Origin of the sequence: Providencia rettgeri, from assembly GCF_041075285.1 — a bacterium.
GTDB lineage: Bacteria > Pseudomonadota > Gammaproteobacteria > Enterobacterales > Enterobacteriaceae > Providencia > Providencia rettgeri_G.
Map to the genome: position 1 here is coordinate 4097422 of NZ_CP163512.1, position 17610 is coordinate 4115031.

Below are 17610 nucleotides of genomic sequence, written 5' to 3' on the forward strand. Positions count from 1 at the left end.
AGATATAATGCAGTCATGAAGTATATTATTTATATTTTAAATTTAATCTTTCAAATAACGCAATAAAGAAATAAAGATATGACGCAGCTAACTGAAACTAATAATATTATTATTAAAAACTATAAGGTTCAAGGATTAGACTTAATTATTACAAAGCCAAATGGGGAAATTGATAGGATAACAAATGGCCTTGCAGATATTATCCTTGGTGAGATTACATTATCTACGGAAAAAGGTGTAACAATATCCCAAGATGAAGTTTTATCTTCAATCACCATGAATCTTGGAGCTGATGCGATTTATATTAAAGAGCAATTTACCAGTGAAATGGTTGATGTTACTGAAAAGGAACATAATGATGAAATTGAAGAAAAACAATTAGGTGAAAAACTTGACGAATTAAACAAAAAGAACCAAGAGCTGGCAAAGGCGATACGTGAATTACAATCGACGAATGAAGAAAAAGAACAGCAGTTAAATTCATCTATAACAAAACTAAATCAAGCAAAAAGCCAAATTAACCAGCAAAAAAAAGTAGATAAAATAGCAGAAGAAAATAATCATGCTAAGGTGTCTTCTCATGGGATGACTACACCAGTACCTGTAATATCGGCTTCAACAAATTCCACATCAGAAAATCCTAAAGCGAAGCCACTGACTTCTGCGCCTAAATCTCAACTCTTTATCCAAGGTAAATTAAGTGAAGATTCAGATTCGGGGACGGCAGGGGATAATACTACTAATATCAATATGCCAATGTTTACCGGAATGGTGTCCTTAGATGCGAAAGCACATTTAGTGATTGCTGGCTCGCAATATGCTATTACGCCAAACCAAGAGGGGAACTGGTCGTTAACAATTCCTGCTGCTTTGCCAGATGGTATTCATGAGTACCAATTGATTGCATCACGAGACGCTGATGATTCGGTGACTGTCCATGGACAAATAACGGTTGATAGCTCAATTGAGTTACCGTCAATTAGCCTTGATATTCATTCAGATACAGGAACGGTGGGGGATAATATAACCAATCAGCCTCATCCCACTTTTACAGGAAAGGCTGAAATAGGTAGCACGGTCACTTTACAAATAGGAAGCCAATCTTTATCGACAATAGCGAGTCAACAAGGCCTATGGCGTATCGCCCTTGAGGATGCATTACCCGAAGGGCTATCCCATTATCAAGTCACCGCCACCGACATTGCTGGCAACCATAAAACCGTGGATGGCACGGTGACAGTAAAAACGACGTTGCCGAGTGCTAAGGCACAATTAGCGGACAGAAGCGGCTTTTTGACCAACGAGACTACCCCCACCTTAACGGGGCAGACCGATGCCAAGGCGACGGTGGTTGTGCGTGTGGCGGGGGAGCAGTACAGCACGACGGCGGATGACGCAGGGGATTGGTCGTTAGCCTTGACGCAGCCCCTTGCCGATGGTCATCACCTGATGAACGTGACGGTCACTGATATGGCAGGGAACTCGGCGGTATTGGCGCAAAGTTTGCTGATAGATACGGTGTTGCCGGCTAGTGAGGCTACGCTGTTAGCGAGTCGTGACAGCGGTGTGATAGGCGATAATATCACTCAGCATCGCCAGCCGACCCTGACAGGGCAAACCAAGCCACAGGCCGACATTACCCTAGAGATGGCGGGTGCTACACACAATATTCGCAGTAATGCCGATGGCGTGTGGCAATTTACCGTGCCGCAGGCATTACAAGACGGTGCTTACGACTATCAAGTCACGGTAAAAGATACGGCGGGGAATCAGTCAACAACCCATGGGCGCGTGACAATTGATAGCCAAGTGAGCCATTTGTCGGTAGATCTTGATGCCGCCTCCGATACCGGAGAACAAGGGGATAGCATCACAAATCAGTTGCGCCCAACGTTTGTGGGACAGGCGGAAGCGGGCAGCACCCTAACCTTGATGGTTGGGGCACAGTCGGTTTCCACAACCGCCGATCGGCAAGGGGCATGGCGGGTGACGGTCAATGACGCTTTACCCGAAGGGCTATCCCATTATCAAGTCACCGCCACCGACATTGCTGGTAACCATAAAACCGTGGATGGCACGGTGACAGTAAAAACGACGTTGCCGAGTGCTAAGGCACAATTAGCGGACAGAAGCGGCTTTTTGACCAACGAGACTACCCCCACCTTAACGGGGCAGACCGATGCCAAGGCGACGGTGGTTGTGCGTGTGGCGGGGGAGCAGTATAGCACGACGGCGGATGACGCAGGGGATTGGTCGTTAGCCTTGACGCAGCCCCTTGCCGATGGTCATCACCTAATGAACGTGACGGTCACTGATATGGCAGGGAACTCGGCGGTATTGGCGCAAAGTTTGCTGATAGATACGGTGTTGCCGGCTAGTGAGGCTACGCTGTTAGCGAGTCGTGACAGCGGTGTGATAGGCGATAATATCACTCAGCATCGCCAGCCGACCCTGACAGGGCAAACCAAGCCACAGGCCGACATTACCGTAGAGATGGCGGGTGCTACACACAATATTCGCAGTAATGCCGATGGTGTGTGGCAATTTACCGTGCCGCAGGCATTACAAGACGGTGATTACGACTATCAAGTCACGGTGAAAGACACCGCAGGTAATGTTTCATCGAAAAAATGTCATTTTATTGTTGATTCAAAAGTGGCGCTAACTGCGGGTTTAGATATCGCTAGCCAAAGCGATACCATCCTTGACGGTGTTTCAACCCATCTAATTCGTCCACAAATTAGTGGTCAAGCAGATCCTGATAGTAAAATTACGGCTGAATTTAAAGGGACAACGAAAACTGTTTATGCAGATAAGAATGGCAAATGGTCACTAACGTTTGATATTAATGCGAATATTGGAAAAGACAACCAGTATACTGTTACTGCACAAGATGTTGCTGGCAATATAGAAACGGTATCAACACATTTTAATTATTATCCATCTTTGACAGGTAGTTCAGATACCCCACTACCAACACTGAACGTTGCTTTAGACTCGCTAAGTGATAGTGGGCAAGTCGGTGATTATATTACTAAAAATAAAGCCCCTAAATTTGTAGGCACAGCAACTAAAGGAACGAAAATTAGTTTTGTGATAGATGGGAAAACCTATACAACAGCAGCGGATGCAAGTTCAGGGCAATGGGAAATTGTCGTAGAACCATTACCTGAAGGTAATAATAATTATCAGGTTACAGCCACTAACCCTATCAGCGGCAAAAGTGTAGATGTGTTTGGCAGTGTTTTTATTGATGCTGTTGGTCCAAGTTCGACTGTTGAGCTAACGCCTGAAACGGACACGGGGGGAAAGGGTAACTTTATAACGACTCACCGCCAGCCCGTATTTACAGGACAAGGCGAAGCAAATTGTGAGGTCGTCCTCACCCTCAACAATCAGTCGGTTTCAACGAAAACCGATGAAAATGGTCGATGGTCTCTCTCTCTTAATAAAAGCTTACCTGGCAATTTTTCAGGGGATTTTAACGTTTCCATCAAAGATATTGCAGATAATGTATTTGAACGAAATGGGAAGCTAGTGATTGATAATTCAATACCTAAATTATCAGAAATTGAGTTAGTAACACCTCATAGAACGAGTAGAAATTTTAAAGGGTTATCTATCAATGAACTAATGCCAAGTTTTAAAGGAAAAGCATCAGCGAATACAGAAATGAGTTTTTCATTTAATTTGAATTCTAAAAAATACAGTTTTCCTATTCGTGATATTGATAAAGAAGGTAATTGGTCATTCTCTCTTCCAAAAGGGCTGTTAGCAAAAAATAAGCGTTATATTATTGATGATGTGGCTGTTAAAGCGACCTCCATAACAGGTATAGAAGCAACACAGGTCTTTTCGAAAGGTATACAAGTACAAGATTTAGTTTTTAACGTGACGAGTGAAGTCGCCGCAGAATCTAGTATGACGGGGGTAAATGATCCCTACTTAAGCGCATCAAAAGCACCTAAATTACAAGGGTCATTAACTGCAAATTATTATTATGATGAAGTTGTGGGCTATATCAGTATAGCTGGTCAGGAATATCGTTTAATGATTTCTGGTGATGGGAGACGAGAATGGAGTGTTCAATTACCGCAAGATATACAACTAATAGAGGGAAAAAACGCTTACACCTTGACCTTCAGAGATGCATATGGTTCTGAATTTAAGCATTCCTCTTATGTTCAAGTCACAGATTTCAACTATTGGCTAGATCCTGATACGGATACTGGTATTTTGGGTGATAATTATACGTATCATAAGCACCCTGTTTATAAAGGAACCGCGGAGTTCGGTGCTAAAATATCCGCTAGAGTCAATGATGAAATACACCAAATACCGGTAAATGAAAAGGGAGAGTGGCGTTTTGACGTGCCGACTAAAGGAGATGGCGTTTATAACATCATTTTTACGCAAGATAATAATGGGGTTATTATAGGCAAACAAACCTTACATATTGATTCTTCTTCACCTATCTATCATAGCTATTGGCTCCACTTAAATGACGTTCACTCAGAACAATCAAAAGTGGCAAAAATGAATGATCCGAAAATTTACTTTGTTTATCAGTCTGACGTGGACCGCATTTGTGTTGACGTGAATGGGCAAGAATATAAATTTGGTACTCCCTATCGTAAGTTCAATGGCAAGTCGACAGAACTTGGCGGAAAAATTGATCTACCAAATGGGGAACATCTCCTCAAAATAACCGCTTATAACAAAGCCGGTAATAAGCTTGTACATGAACAACAAGTGTATGTACTTGGCGGTGATCAAGGTAAAAACCCGCCTAAAATTGAGTTTGGTATTAACTCATTTCAAAAAATATCAGCCGAACAGGGTCAAATTGCTTTCAACAAGAATACGATAAAACTAGTAGGAACCACATCCGCAGCAAGCACGCTCGAAATAAAGGATCTTCATGGGAATGTATTGGGTCGTACTAAGGCTAATAATGAGGGGGAATGGGCGATTGCTTTGCCTGCCATGACCATCCCAGCAGATATTAAACAGGGAGAAAGCGTTATATTGTCGATTAGTGCCAAAGATTTGATTAATCGAGAAACCCAGTTCAATTTTAATTTAGTCTACGACAATACCCCTCCACTCATTACAGCGGAGCTTGATCATGTTATATGCTCAGGCAATCAAATTAATACAAATCAGCCGAAGTTCACAGGTAAAACGGATGAATACGCTGAAGTAATATTGAAAATTAATGGGCAAGAGTACTCGACAAACGCTGATTCAAAGGGTGACTGGTCGCTGACTATCCCTGAAAATCATCAATTAGATGAGGGTAAGTATGATTATCATATTGCCGCTAAAAACCTTCTTGGCATTATGAGCGAAAAAAATATCGAAGGAGCTATTATTGTAAAAACCGAGCCAACCATCATCGGTGGAATAGATGAAAGTTCGGATTCAGGTATTAAAGGGGATAATTTAACCCATGTGCAAACACCCAAAATAATCGGTATTACAGAGCCTAATGCTAAAGTCCGCATTGTTTTTGATGATAACGTTGCAGACACGTATGAAACGTTATCTGATCCGCAAGGGAATTGGTCTATTGATGTGACATCAGCCCTTAATGAGGGAGAACATCACTATCTGATCATCGTGGATGATGTTATACAGCAAATTCATGGTGAAAAAAAAGGTTCACTTGTGATTGATACTATTGCTCCAAATAGTTTAATTGGTGGTGTAACTGATGATTCCTCTGTTGCTGTTAAAGATAATTTATTGACTCAAGTCACTACCCCAACATTTAGCGGTCGTAGTGAGCCATTTGCACGTATTCTCTTGGGAATTAGTGCAACGACTCATTCTGATCTACGTTCTGAAAGCATTATTGCGGACAAAAATGGAAATTGGAAATTTACGGTGCCGACAGCAAATGCATTACAAGATGGGGAATATCATTATTTTATATTATCGGAAGATGAGGCGGGTAACTGCGATATCAATTCAGTTATTTCAGGCAAAATAGAGATTGATACCCAAGCCCCGGATTTTATTAGTGACATTGCGAGTACGGCAGTTCAAGACCTGCAAGGGGCGGTGGTGACATCAGCCAATACACCGATCTTTAAAGGAACGACCGAGGCAGGCGCACTTGTGACGCTGTATATTGCTAATCAATATTATAAAACAACGGCAAATGCACAAGGCGAATGGTACCTTGAGGTGACAGAACCGCTGCCAGATGGGACCCATAACTATCAACTTAGAGCGGAAGATGCCGTGGGGAATCAATCCCCCGAACAAGTTGGGCAGGTGATGGTAGATACCCAAGCCCCTGATTTAATTGGGGACATTGCGAGTACGGCAGTTCAAGACCTGCAAGGGGCGGTGGTGACATCAGCCAATACACCGATTTTTAAGGGAACGACCGAGGCAGGCGCACTTGTGACGCTGTATATTGCTAATCAATATTATAAAACAACGGCAAATGCACAAGGCGAATGGCACCTTGAGGTGACAGAACCGCTGCCAGATGGAACCCATGACTATCAACTTAGAGCGGAAGATGCCGTGGGGAATCAATCTCCCGAACAAGTTGGGCAGGTGACGGTAGATACCCAAGCGCCTGCATTTATTACAACGTCTTTGAAAGCGTTAGTTAGATATGATTCGCCAGATAGTACGCTTATTTTTGATGGCCAAGCAGAACCTGATTCGACGATTAATATTTATATTGATAACAAAAATTATGGTACGGCTAAATCGGATCCTCAAGGAAATTGGCAATTGAAGCTTGAAGATTATCAGGGAAAAGGGGACTTCCAATATACTGTTGAGATCCAAGACATAGTGGGGAATTCACATAAAATGGATGGCGTTATGTCAATTGAAAATCCTATCTTGCCGCAGAATGAAAATATGTCTATATCGGTTGCCGTGCAACCTATAGATATGACAGCTTTCTCAACGGTAGATGATATTCACTTTTGATGTTAAAAATAAATCCCTCCTAAAGAGGAGGGATCAGACTGCTGACAAACATAAAATGTTTGGCGGTAGGGTGGATAGGTTTTAAAAATAAACCAGGAAAATCAATGTATTGATTTTCGCCTAATAACACAAAGTGGGAAAAACCACGCTTTTATCCCACTTTGTCAACAACCTCATCCCTCCTAAAAAGGAGGGATGGTGAAAACAAGAAAGCTTACACAAAAGAGGGGGATTGGTTATGGTGGTAGTTTTTAAAAGTTGATATAAAGAACGGAATATCATCATAACCGACTTCCTGTGCGATAAGTGTCATAGGCATATTATTTGCTTTTGATAATATCATTGCTTTATTCATTCGCGATTGTAGACTGATCTTAGAAAAACAAGTGTGTTCGTCAGCAAGACGACGCTTTAGTGTTGATGCACTCATATGAAGTTGTTTCGCGATGGAATCCAAAGAGCAACATTGCTTTCCAATGTTATGAAAAATCAAATTATATACTTTATCTTTTATCGATACATTTATTGATGAGTAGAGTGTCTGAATGAAGCCTTCCGTGAATAAAAAAAAGGACAAAATAAAATTTAAGTAAATTTTGATGTTATGTTCATCAGTGGGGGCAGATACTTCATTCTTAGTCGACTGGAACACGATTTCAATCATTGGGTTTTTGTGAAAATCAGTAAAACAGATTTGATTATTTACTGTGTTTTTTTGTCTATCAATCAATAATGATGCATGTTGCAGGTAAAAATCTTTCAACATTTGGCCACAAAGGGGGATCACATCAACTTCAGGACGGTGATAGCTACCATTATTGCAAATTTCAATCGATTTACCTTTAGGAAGAAAACAGATGGTTGAGGGCGTTAGTGCTTGCCATTCTCCCTTTTCGAACCGTATCTTAATGTCGCTTGTGCCGACTTTTAGTAACAGAGGATCTGTTAGATAAAAGCGACGTTTTGTGGTGCTAGGTAAGCCGCTAATATAAGAGTAGAATGTTTCTTCACAAAAATTCGTTGACATAAAATAAACCTAAAAAGCATTACTTTCAATAATCAGCTATCGAGTTCGTTTGCTTGGGAACTCTATTGGCTTTTATTCGTTAATAGACACATAGTTAAAATTCATTGGTTTCATCGGTTATTAATAATGACTGAACATAAAAATGTGTTATTTATAAAATGAAGGTGGATATTAGTTTTATGTCATGGAGGGTTATTTAGTTAACTGTCGTTATTTTTTATGTTTGGTAAGCTGTAAAATAAAGTCAAAGTGATTCGGGAATTATCTTTTTTTTATGTGTATATGGCTGTTTTATTTAATTTTTTAGATTGGGAGTATTTTGGAATGGAAACGGAATCTAACAGAAAGCAGCAGCAGTCAGAATAAATCCAATTTTGAATACGAAAAAGCAGGACGTTAATCCTGCTTTTGGCTAATGTGAGTAAATAAAGAAAACCTTAATTTAATATCTGACTCAATTGATTGTATAAGCCTTGTGCGCTCTTTTTGTAACCTTCAACAGATAAATGCACATTATCGGGGCGCGCTAAGTCTTGTGCAGCCCACGAACGAATTGAGCATGGTCCTCCCATAAAGGCTTGCCAGTCCCAAAACAGTGTGTTTTCTTGTGCGGCGACAGCTTTTTGAATTTGAATGACACTCATTAGATTAACGGGCATCTGTGCTTGACAGCTTGCTGCATCACTAAATTTCAGTGAGTCATTTGGGCCAACTAAGAGGATCACGCTATTTGGCATTTGTTGGCGGATCAAACGAATTTTTCCGCGTAAGTTCTGCTCATAGGCGGCTAAATCTAGCGTATCGTTGAACGCTTCGTTGGTGCCATAGGCCAAAATCACCATATCAGGGGACATCTGTGCTAATGTTTCGCTCCACTGTGGCTGCCATTTATCAACCATCGTTAAGGTTGCACCATTGATCCCTAGCGCAGACACCATCACCCCCGGTTTTGTTGAGCGTACTAACCAGCCCCCGATTTTCAGGTTGTTATCTTTACTCATTGAAACCTGTGCGGGTAACTGTGTGTTGACTGGTGTTGAGAAACGCCACTGGTTCCCTGTTGCTGGTAATGCCACGTTTGGGGAAGCTGCAGGGGTGACACGCATTTGTGAATCACTCCCACCTTGATATAGCGCTTGCAACTGGTAAGCACCCAGCGCAGGTTGTAATGGCTTTAATAGTACGTTGCTATTAGCGGCTTGCGGTACTGCAATAAAGCCGCCTAGTGGGTAATCAAAGCGTTCATCTTTACGGCTTGAAAATAGCGACCACTCTTTTTTCTCACTCATGCGGTTGATGGTTGCTGTGCGTTGCCCCGGTACTGAAATTGGCGGTATAAAGCCGGGGCCTGCATCACCATAGCGTTGTTGAAATAAGGTTCTTAAATTGCCACTGAAAAAATCCGCAGCAGTGTGAGAGTCACCAATTTGGACAATATGGACTTGTTGATTACCTTGGTGCAACTTATTGGCAAATTGGCGTAAGTTAGGTTCCGCGTTGTTTATCAATTGCCCACGCTCAACCGGGCCCTGACCTTTAGGCAAGCTTGGTGTATGCGTTTTGTCTGATGTGTTCTGGCAAGACAATAAGCCCAATGATAGCAGCGCAATAACGCTACCAGCCAAAATTTTGGACTTAACTTGACGCAGGTTGTTCAGTTTCATGAGGTTCCTTTTCTTCCTCGACAAAGTGGATCAGTGAGAACACTTTTTCTGCAATAATTTGCTGACCTTTCCCGCTGAAGTGAATACCATCACCACTTCGTAATTTAATTGTGCTGCTTTCATCGCCTATATAGTCAGAGTAGGTGTCGCCTTTATATTTAAAGACGTCATTGACGGAGAAGTAGATTTCACCGTTGTTCTCGACTTCGGATTGGTAGAGGCTTCGTAAGAATTTCATACCATCGGATAGCGTATTTTTACGCATATTAGGGGGACCAACCCAAATAACATCAACATTGTGCTGGCGAGCGGTGGATATTATATCATTAATCCGCTCACGGTAAATGTTTTCCCACTCTTCACTCTTAAATTTGATGTATTTATAACCGGTTTGTGGCGGCATATCCCACGGATCATTTGGCCCTAAAAACACCACTAACACTTTAATATTAGGATTGTCATTCAATGCCTTGGCAATGGTTTGTGGCCAGTTAAAAAAACGCGGATAAGCAAGACCAGTACTTTGCTTACTTAAATTGATACTGTCGATATTATACTTTTTTAGCAGCATGTTTTTAACGTGAGGGGCGACACCTTGCATCATTGAGTCACCCGCAAATAAAACTTGCTGGCCTTTTTCAATGTTAGCGATATGTTTTGCAACAATAGGCTGATTATTTTTGACGGTAAAGCCGCCAAAATTAACGCTTTTTAGTTTTTCTCTTGCTTGAGGGCGCTTCAATAATTCAGGGAAAGTGACAGATAAGCTTTCTGCTGGATAAGTATAGCCATGAAGAAAGCGCAGACCCACTTGGAAATCCGCGGGGAAAACGCGTTTTTTACCTTGGTTTTCCAGTGCAAACTGTGCGGTTTCTTTCTCTTCTTGTGCTTTTTGCCCTGAGGCATGGTAAACAAATATCGAGCCAGCTTCTAACACACCATCGTGTAAATAGGCACCATAATCCCAGATAGGTTGCCCCGCCATTTTCGCCCATGGTGTATCTTGATGGTATTTTTGCTGCCAGAAACGCTCTAGAGAGCCTTGGTTTAGCCAAATCAATAACAGCCCTGTCACTAAAACAATGAATAGCACCTGAAGCATTTTAGCGAGGTTTTTTTTAAACTCAGAAGTTAGCATAAATGAACCCCGGCATTCCTGAAGGCGAAAGCATAAACATAATGGTTAAAATAATGGCTAAGGGAATAGGATAATAATACCAAGGTACATTTTGATAGCGTTGCGCGACAACATGGTAGCCTTGCACAAAATATGGGTAGGCAAGCAATAAAACCCAAAAGGCAATGAGCAAACCGAGGCTGGCTTGAATAGAAGCAATGAAACCCGGTGCAATGATTTGATTAAGCATTGATATTGCATCATCAAAGGATTGGCTACGGAAAAAGATCCACGCAAAGCAAACGAAATGGAAGGTGATTATGCGTGAAATCCAAGTCGATAGGGTTTTATTAGGAATGATTTTTTCCCAGCCCAATTTTTCCATGCACAACATCTTAAGGTTGAGTAACACAATGCCTAGACCATGGATAGCACCCCACACCACAAATGTCATCGCTGCCCCATGCCAAAGACCTGAAATAACCATGGCAAGGAATACGTTAGTATTCATTCGGCTAAAGCCTTTACGGTTCCCACCAAGAGGTATGTATATATAATCGCGAATAAAGGTGGATAGACTAATATGCCAGCGTGCCCAGAACTCTTTTAAATTGGCAGCTAAATAAGGAGCATTAAAGTTAACAGGTACTCTAAATCCTAATAATAAAGCAATCCCCGTCACAAGGTTGGTATAACCTGAAAAGTTAAAATAGATATTCCAAGCATAGGCATAGGTGGCAATGAGGATCTCACCAGCATGATAACCAACTGGGGCATCAAAAACAGGGTTAACAAAGTTTTCAGATAAATAGGAGCTAAATAAAAACAGTTTTACTAACGCTAATGAAATTAAGAGGATAGCTTTACGGCTATCTAAAATCGAGCGAGTTTCAGCTTGAATTTGGGGAAGAAAGTTTTTGGCGCGGTTAATCGGGCCAGCAACGATGCTTGGAAAAAATGCAAGATATAGTGTTACATCAAAAAAATCAGCTTTGGGGATCTCTTTGCGACACACGGAAACCGTATAACTGACGGAATGGAAGGCATAGAAAGACAGGCCCAGAGGTGCCAGTATTTCTAAAATAGGGAGTCCAACATTAAAGCCAAATTTATCTAATGTCTGTTGGATGCTTTCTTGAAAGAAAGAATAATATTTGAAGTAAGTAAAACACCCAATAATACCAGTGGCTAGAATGATATAGATCCAGCGATTGGCAAGCCAGTTCGTTACCCAGTTAGTTAATAGATAGATAAAAAGGGTATAGCCAAACAAAAGATAAGCAAATTCAGGATTAAAAGAATAAACAAAAAAGTAGCTGGCAGTAATTAATAGACCATTTTGTAGTTTTGCACTGGGTTGACAGCCCCAATAAATAAGAAAAAAAATTAAAAAAGAGCCAAGAAACTCAAATGAGAAGAAATTCATATTAGACTCAAGGATGTTAATTATTTTGGTAGAAGATGAGCATATAATATTTGATCTCTTTTTCTATGCAATCAGAATATTGCTCGTCATATTTTGAATGGTGGCTTTGTTGGCTGCATTCAGCAACCCTATTCACATACTTATGTATGCGCACCTAATATAGTCCCTCTTGTCGCCTCGCCCCCAATCGAACTATTTAGAACAATGGAGTGAATCTAAAATAACGAATAAAAAATAAATTGATTGAATGAGTTAAGTCATTTCAACGCGATTTGTGAAAAAAAAATCCACTCAACAAAGTGGATTTTTTATGTCTTGTACCTGGTGATACAAAAATTTAGATGCGAGTGGATGCTCTTTTTTGAGCTTGTGTAATCAATTCTTCGTTACTCGCGTACATCTCTTGTAGATAGCGGTTATAGGATGAACCTAACTCTGAGTACCCTTTCATATCATTGATAAGCTTGTTTGTATCGAGCTCATCTTTCGATAAACGCTGCTTTGCTCGCGAATTACGCAGAGATTCATAAGCATTATGGGTATTCATATTCTTCATATAAGCTGTCACAGTGTCTTCGACAGAAGAGTATGCGGAATAGCCTTTCACTTTTCCTTGTTTGGTTTGGCAACCACTACCACAGCGCATACCAAACAAATTACCATTTTGCTGAGCGAGTTGTGATGTACCCCAACCTGACTCTGTTGCTGCCTGTGTGGCAACTAAGTGGGTTGGCATGATATCAACACGACTAAGTAGTTTATCCCAATTAATGCGTTTTGGGTTATTGCACTTTACGCCATAGCTATCACAAATTTGGTTAAGACGGCGCAGCTCTTGAGCACTCCACTTCTTATTTGCACGAACGGATAATAACCAGTTACGTTCTTCCAAAATTTGCTTGTTCACTTTTTCAATTACAGGGACAACCGTTTTCAAAAATGCTTTCTTTCGTGGTGTACCAGAGGGATATTTACGCAAATCAGGCAGTGAGGTTTTAGCCTGACTGACATTTTGCACAGTGCTACTTGAGTAGTCTTTACTGAGCATTTTGCTGGTACTGGTGGAGCCGATACTGAAGCTCGAAAATAACAATAAAAATAAGAAAGCGAAGACGGCTTTTGTCCTCATCGTTCGAGAGGGCATTTGCTTCTCCTAAGTTTCTCTGAACAAAATTCGAGCGAATAGTAGCAGAATAATTTTTCACGAGCTACATATATCCCGTTGACATTAGCAAAATTACTGTATTATTTTGTTGTGTTTTTTATATTTTTGTGATTTAGGTGTTTTGAAATGGGGTTTTAGTCATGGTTGGTATATTCACGCAGGCTTATGTATAAAAAAGTTTTTACTATTTTTGGTTGTACCGAGTTAACTTAAGCTAAATTTGGTTAAAAAGAAACCAATTGGCATGATTATTGTATGGGTATTTTGGTTAATAAATAGGCGATTGATAGGCTGTTTTTTAATCAAAATGAGAAGTTCATCCTTTTCTTAGTGGTAAGAATAGAGATTAAAGTGAAATGGAAATGATCTTCGAGAACGAAAAAAAGAGAAAAAGAATCCTTTTTTTGCTTGTTAAATAACAGGCGAAATAGGGCAAATTTGACGCGCTAATATAGCGGGAAAAACGGTTAAGGTTGCAATATTTGCTGTTGTTGATCTTGTTTTTTGGCTTCTTTGGCTAACCAAGGGAAATCTTTTACCGTCCAATACTGGCTAGGCACGGGTAATTTCGCCATATGCTTTGTCGGCAGTAAGCGAAGTTGAGCGAGTTGTGATAAATCATACTGATGATATCGGTTTGGTAGGCTTAGCATTAAGCGTTCAGAGGGAACCATTTGTATAGGGAATAGCGGGTAACGGCGATCATTTGTTTCATAGTCTCTTACTAAAACAAGAAATTTTTCAGGTACGCGGCGATAACTGTTCCACCATAAGCCATCTACACTATCAAACATCTTCTGAGTGGTTGCTCTGTCGCTACTGCCTAATTGATTAAGAGCTAATGGTAAAATATCCTGCATTGATTGGGTGTAAATCGGTAAAGATTCTGCTCTCCCTTGTAAGATAAGGGTTATCGCAAGGCGTGCGCCGAGCAAGTTTGAGTAGAGATCTTCTGGCGAAAAGGCGGAAATACCTTCAGAAAATCCCGGGACAGATTGATAGCCATACCACTGTGCGATTTCATGCCACACAGCTAATTGAAAAGCGAGTTTTGCAGCGAGGTAAGCACTTAGTGTATAACGCTGTTCAGGAGACTGGGGTGGCGTGAATGCACTAAAGTGAATTTGTCGGCCCGCTAATTCATCACTCAGTGTGAGTGACCATGCTTGCCCAAGGCGCGGATAAATTTGGCTGAACAGATAGAACGTATAATCTGCAGTGTCTCTGACATGGGAAATATCAATAAACCCGCTTTGTTTCGTATAGAGTAAACCGATTTTTTCAGAGCTTAACCCGATTAATGCCGCCGTTGCCCCCAGAAAACTATCATTATAATGGTGTTCGCCAAGCTTATTGGCTTCGACAATATTATCGATAGTATAAAACGGAACAGGTACCCCCCACAGTTCGGCTTGTAAGTCGTAGCCAAAAGCGCAGCAGGCGCGTAAGCCTTGTGGCGGCGGCAATGTGGTGATCACTGGCCAAACTTGAGGCGCTTCCTCAAATGAATAGGGGGTTAACACGGGCTTAATTGCGGCGAGCTCTAGAGAACCACGACCTTGGCAAGCAGCCAAAAGCAGTGTAAAACTCAGCGCAGCAAACCACTTACTCATTAAAAAGCCTCTCCTACCTGAAAATAGACCCCAGAGCTATTGCGACCCACACCAAAATCTAAACGTACATTCATTCTAGGTTTAAATTCGAAGCGATAGCCCACGCCAACAGTTGGTAACCAGTGCCCTTTACCTAAATCGGATGGTGCATCACTCATTGTTCCTGTGCCTACCCAGCCGACAACACCGTGTCGCCAATCCAGCTTCTGCCGTACTTCTATTTGGCTGGTGAAAATATTGTTATCTCGATAGCGACCTTCATAATAACCACGCATACGATTACCATTACCTAACAACGAAAGTTGATCCCAAGGGACCTCCCCCGTAGAAAAACGGGCATAATTATCAAGGGCAACCACTGTATTCGGTGTTAATTCATGATAGTACGCATATTGTAATTGTGTGGTTTGAAAGCGCGTATCGCTACCAAGGCTAGGTGCAAAATAAGTATAAACGACCTCGAAGGTTTGTCCTTGATGTGCATTCGGTAAAAAATCACGGGTATCAAAGCTATAGTAAGCGCTGATCCCTGAATTTAATACTGAGCGTCCCCCCACGGAATTTGAAAAGTAAGTTTTAGCACCGTCATCAGGTTTATTAGCATTGATGGATGAAAAGTTCCAACCAAGGCCAACATAGGTGGTATCAGTTAGCCGATAGAGTGCTCTTGGGATGATTTGAAATTCTTGGGAATGGTACTTTTCTTTATTATGATCATTCTTCCCCGCCACGTAGCCTTTTCCCCAGTAATAGGTGGGGACATTGTTTATCGTGCCAGAAACAAATAACCGCCATTGGTCATGATTGAGAAAATTATAATTGGTGAAATTTAAACCAAAAGCGCCTGTGGAAGAGGCAAAGCCACTTAGCCCAATAGAGGAAGGCTGCGTTGTTTTATCTTCTTTATCAAGCCGATAGAGCCCAACTAGCGCGGTACCAATACCAATGCCCATTTCTGGGGTATAAAATGGGCCCGGCAACATGCCCCAATCGATAGTTTTGCTTTCATCGAAGTGGTTTTCACCCCCAAGTTCATTTAGCCAGCTATCGATTTGTGGGCGATCGGGAAAAATATCTGCTTTTGCAGGAAAGAGTATAAAAAGGCTAGCGAGTGCCAGCCCCTGTATAAGAGCCAATCGCTTCATTAAAAACGAAACTCTCCAGAAATAAAGAAGCTATTACGGTTATTAAAGCCAATTTCGGTTAACACATTAAAGTTTCTAGTGAGCTCAACTCGTGCTCCAACCGTATTATTCCATTTATGGGCAAGATGTTGTTTAACATCGAATTTTGTATCATCAGGAGCTAAAATCATCCACTTGTTTAATTCTGGAGGTAAATCTAGCTTACTGACGTCACCCTTGAAGCGTTGAGTGATATCTTGGTACATCGCCCCTGTCCAAACTTGAACTTTTGTATTCCCTTGTCCTGCAATTAATGGTTCAAAAACAAATTCATAACCAATTCTTGGTGTAACCACAAAAGCGGTAATGTCGCCATCTAAAATATCAAGGCTTGTTCTTGTGTAGTTAAAATCTAATGTGCTGAAAAATTGGTTGTAAGCACCAGCGAAAGTTACTCCACCACCATAAGATTTCCCTTTGTAATCTAGTTCGAATGGTAAATCTTTACCAATGGGGATAGTGAGAAACCCGAGTTTAGCTTCTACATTATTTAAGTTAGTTTTGGAAGTGCCCTTAGTATGACCGTATAAACCATAAACATTCATAAATGGTAGAACCCAAGCATCCAATTTGAGCATATGAGATTCATTTTTACTACGAGTATGCCCTGTTTCAATATTCAAAATTTTACCAAGGTCTAAACCTGAGCTTGAGCTAAAACCTATTTTATCAACTTTAATATCCTGACGTAGATTCATATACCCATAACTCGCGCCAAACGGTTCTGGCAAATCATAGCCTCTGGCACGGGCTTCATCCCCCCAAATAGGCAGTACTCGTGACTCTGAGGAAGAAGAACGAGTAATACCCCCTTGATCATTATTTTGTGGTACACCTGATTCACTCATGGTGACCGAAAATAAAGGGCGATCGCTGTTGGCAAAACTGGCGGGAATGCTAATAAAGGATGAAAGGATCAGGGCAGTGCTGAGTTGAATGCGTCTCATAAAGTTAACTCAATATTTAGGGAATAAAAAAAGAGTATAAAACTGCTTATTTTAATCTTGCAATGGTAATTGGGATTCTATCATTGATGTTAGTGATTTGGGTGACGGTTAATGCTTTTTAGATTACATAGGATAGCGAAAAATAGGTTGGTTGACGAAATAGTTAAGGTGGTTATTTTTGGGGAAGGGGCCGACACTAAAAAATATCGGCTTGGTAAGCAAAGGGGTTATGGTTTATTTTGTTGGTGAAAACGAACACGCTCATGGAAATAGGCTTTTAAGTGATCTTCCATTTGGTGAATTTTTTGTTCTAATGCATTGACGAATACCTCGTCATTATTCATATCGAAAACACGCTGCATCGCGAGGTCATCAACATATTCTTTTTGTTCTTTTGTTAGCTCAGCCATATTTTCATTACCTATATTGGAATAGAGTGAGTTCCCGGTTATTTTAAGATAAATAACAGAGAGAAGGCTATTGTGCCTCAGTCAATAGCGTATGAAA

The 17610-nt window shown here is 41.1% G+C and carries 10 protein-coding genes; 1 reads left to right on the forward strand and 9 read right to left on the reverse strand.

Annotated elements, in window-relative coordinates; all coding sequences use genetic code 11:
• The first annotated feature begins 78 nt into the window (after window positions 1–78).
• A complete protein-coding gene (locus AB6N04_RS18755) occupies window positions 79–6960 on the forward strand; it encodes an Ig-like domain-containing protein (RefSeq protein WP_369309731.1) in 6882 nt (2293 codons plus the stop codon).
• Window positions 6961–7174: 214 nt separating this feature from the next.
• On the opposite strand, the gene AB6N04_RS18760 is transcribed toward AB6N04_RS18755, so the two are convergent.
• The 9 genes from AB6N04_RS18760 to AB6N04_RS18800 form a co-directional block, all read right to left on the reverse strand.
• Complete coding sequence (locus tag AB6N04_RS18760; protein WP_369309732.1) at window positions 7175–7987, reverse strand: helix-turn-helix domain-containing protein; 813 nt, start codon at window positions 7985–7987, stop codon at window positions 7175–7177.
• Between the two features lie 437 nt (window positions 7988–8424).
• Window positions 8425–9651, reverse strand: coding sequence for an SGNH/GDSL hydrolase family protein (locus AB6N04_RS18765; RefSeq protein WP_369309733.1), 1227 nt, complete (start codon window positions 9649–9651; stop codon window positions 8425–8427).
• Window positions 9623–10789, reverse strand: a complete 1167-nt coding sequence (locus tag AB6N04_RS18770) for a GDSL-type esterase/lipase family protein (RefSeq protein ID WP_369309734.1) — start codon at window positions 10787–10789, stop codon at window positions 9623–9625. Before AB6N04_RS18770 ends, AB6N04_RS18765 begins: the two co-directional genes overlap by 29 nt.
• The gene (locus AB6N04_RS18775; RefSeq protein WP_369309735.1) at window positions 10776–12194 is read right to left on the reverse strand and encodes an MBOAT family protein; all 1419 of its coding nucleotides are present in this window, start codon (window positions 12192–12194) and stop codon (window positions 10776–10778) included. The genes AB6N04_RS18770 and AB6N04_RS18775 overlap by 14 nt, the downstream gene beginning before the upstream one ends.
• Window positions 12195–12531: 337 nt before the next feature.
• A complete protein-coding gene (locus AB6N04_RS18780; protein WP_369309736.1) occupies window positions 12532–13338 on the reverse strand; it encodes a protein bax in 807 nt (268 codons plus the stop codon).
• Window positions 13339–13826: 488 nt separating this feature from the next.
• Window positions 13827–14972 (reverse strand): DUF4056 domain-containing protein, encoded by a 1146-nt coding sequence (locus tag AB6N04_RS18785; RefSeq protein ID WP_369309737.1) that lies wholly within the window; start codon window positions 14970–14972, stop codon window positions 13827–13829.
• Window positions 14972–16117 (reverse strand): BamA/TamA family outer membrane protein, encoded by a 1146-nt coding sequence (locus AB6N04_RS18790; protein WP_369309738.1) that lies wholly within the window; start codon window positions 16115–16117, stop codon window positions 14972–14974. The genes AB6N04_RS18785 and AB6N04_RS18790 overlap by 1 nt, the downstream gene beginning before the upstream one ends.
• The gene (locus tag AB6N04_RS18795; RefSeq protein ID WP_369309739.1) at window positions 16117–17103 is read right to left on the reverse strand and encodes a hypothetical protein; all 987 of its coding nucleotides are present in this window, start codon (window positions 17101–17103) and stop codon (window positions 16117–16119) included. The genes AB6N04_RS18790 and AB6N04_RS18795 overlap by 1 nt, the downstream gene beginning before the upstream one ends.
• Window positions 17104–17330: 227 nt before the next feature.
• Window positions 17331–17513, reverse strand: coding sequence for a hypothetical protein (locus tag AB6N04_RS18800; protein WP_369309740.1), 183 nt, complete (start codon window positions 17511–17513; stop codon window positions 17331–17333).
• Window positions 17514–17610: the final 97 nt, after the last annotated feature.

What these genes read in the sequence shown, in the direction of transcription:
- AB6N04_RS18755 (WP_369309731.1), top strand. Translation starts at nt 79, where the DNA reads ATGACGCAGCTAACTGAAACTAATAATATTATTATTAAAAACTATAAG.
- AB6N04_RS18760 (WP_369309732.1), bottom strand. Translation starts at nt 7,987, where the DNA reads ATGTCAACGAATTTTTGTGAAGAAACATTCTACTCTTATATTAGCGGC.
- AB6N04_RS18765 (WP_369309733.1), bottom strand. Translation starts at nt 9,651, where the DNA reads ATGAAACTGAACAACCTGCGTCAAGTTAAGTCCAAAATTTTGGCTGGT.
- AB6N04_RS18770 (WP_369309734.1), bottom strand. Translation starts at nt 10,789, where the DNA reads ATGCTAACTTCTGAGTTTAAAAAAAACCTCGCTAAAATGCTTCAGGTG.
- AB6N04_RS18775 (WP_369309735.1), bottom strand. Translation starts at nt 12,194, where the DNA reads ATGAATTTCTTCTCATTTGAGTTTCTTGGCTCTTTTTTAATTTTTTTT.
- AB6N04_RS18780 (WP_369309736.1), bottom strand. Translation starts at nt 13,338, where the DNA reads ATGCCCTCTCGAACGATGAGGACAAAAGCCGTCTTCGCTTTCTTATTT.
- AB6N04_RS18785 (WP_369309737.1), bottom strand. Translation starts at nt 14,972, where the DNA reads ATGAGTAAGTGGTTTGCTGCGCTGAGTTTTACACTGCTTTTGGCTGCT.
- AB6N04_RS18790 (WP_369309738.1), bottom strand. Translation starts at nt 16,117, where the DNA reads ATGAAGCGATTGGCTCTTATACAGGGGCTGGCACTCGCTAGCCTTTTT.
- AB6N04_RS18795 (WP_369309739.1), bottom strand. Translation starts at nt 17,103, where the DNA reads ATGAGACGCATTCAACTCAGCACTGCCCTGATCCTTTCATCCTTTATT.
- AB6N04_RS18800 (WP_369309740.1), bottom strand. Translation starts at nt 17,513, where the DNA reads ATGGCTGAGCTAACAAAAGAACAAAAAGAATATGTTGATGACCTCGCG.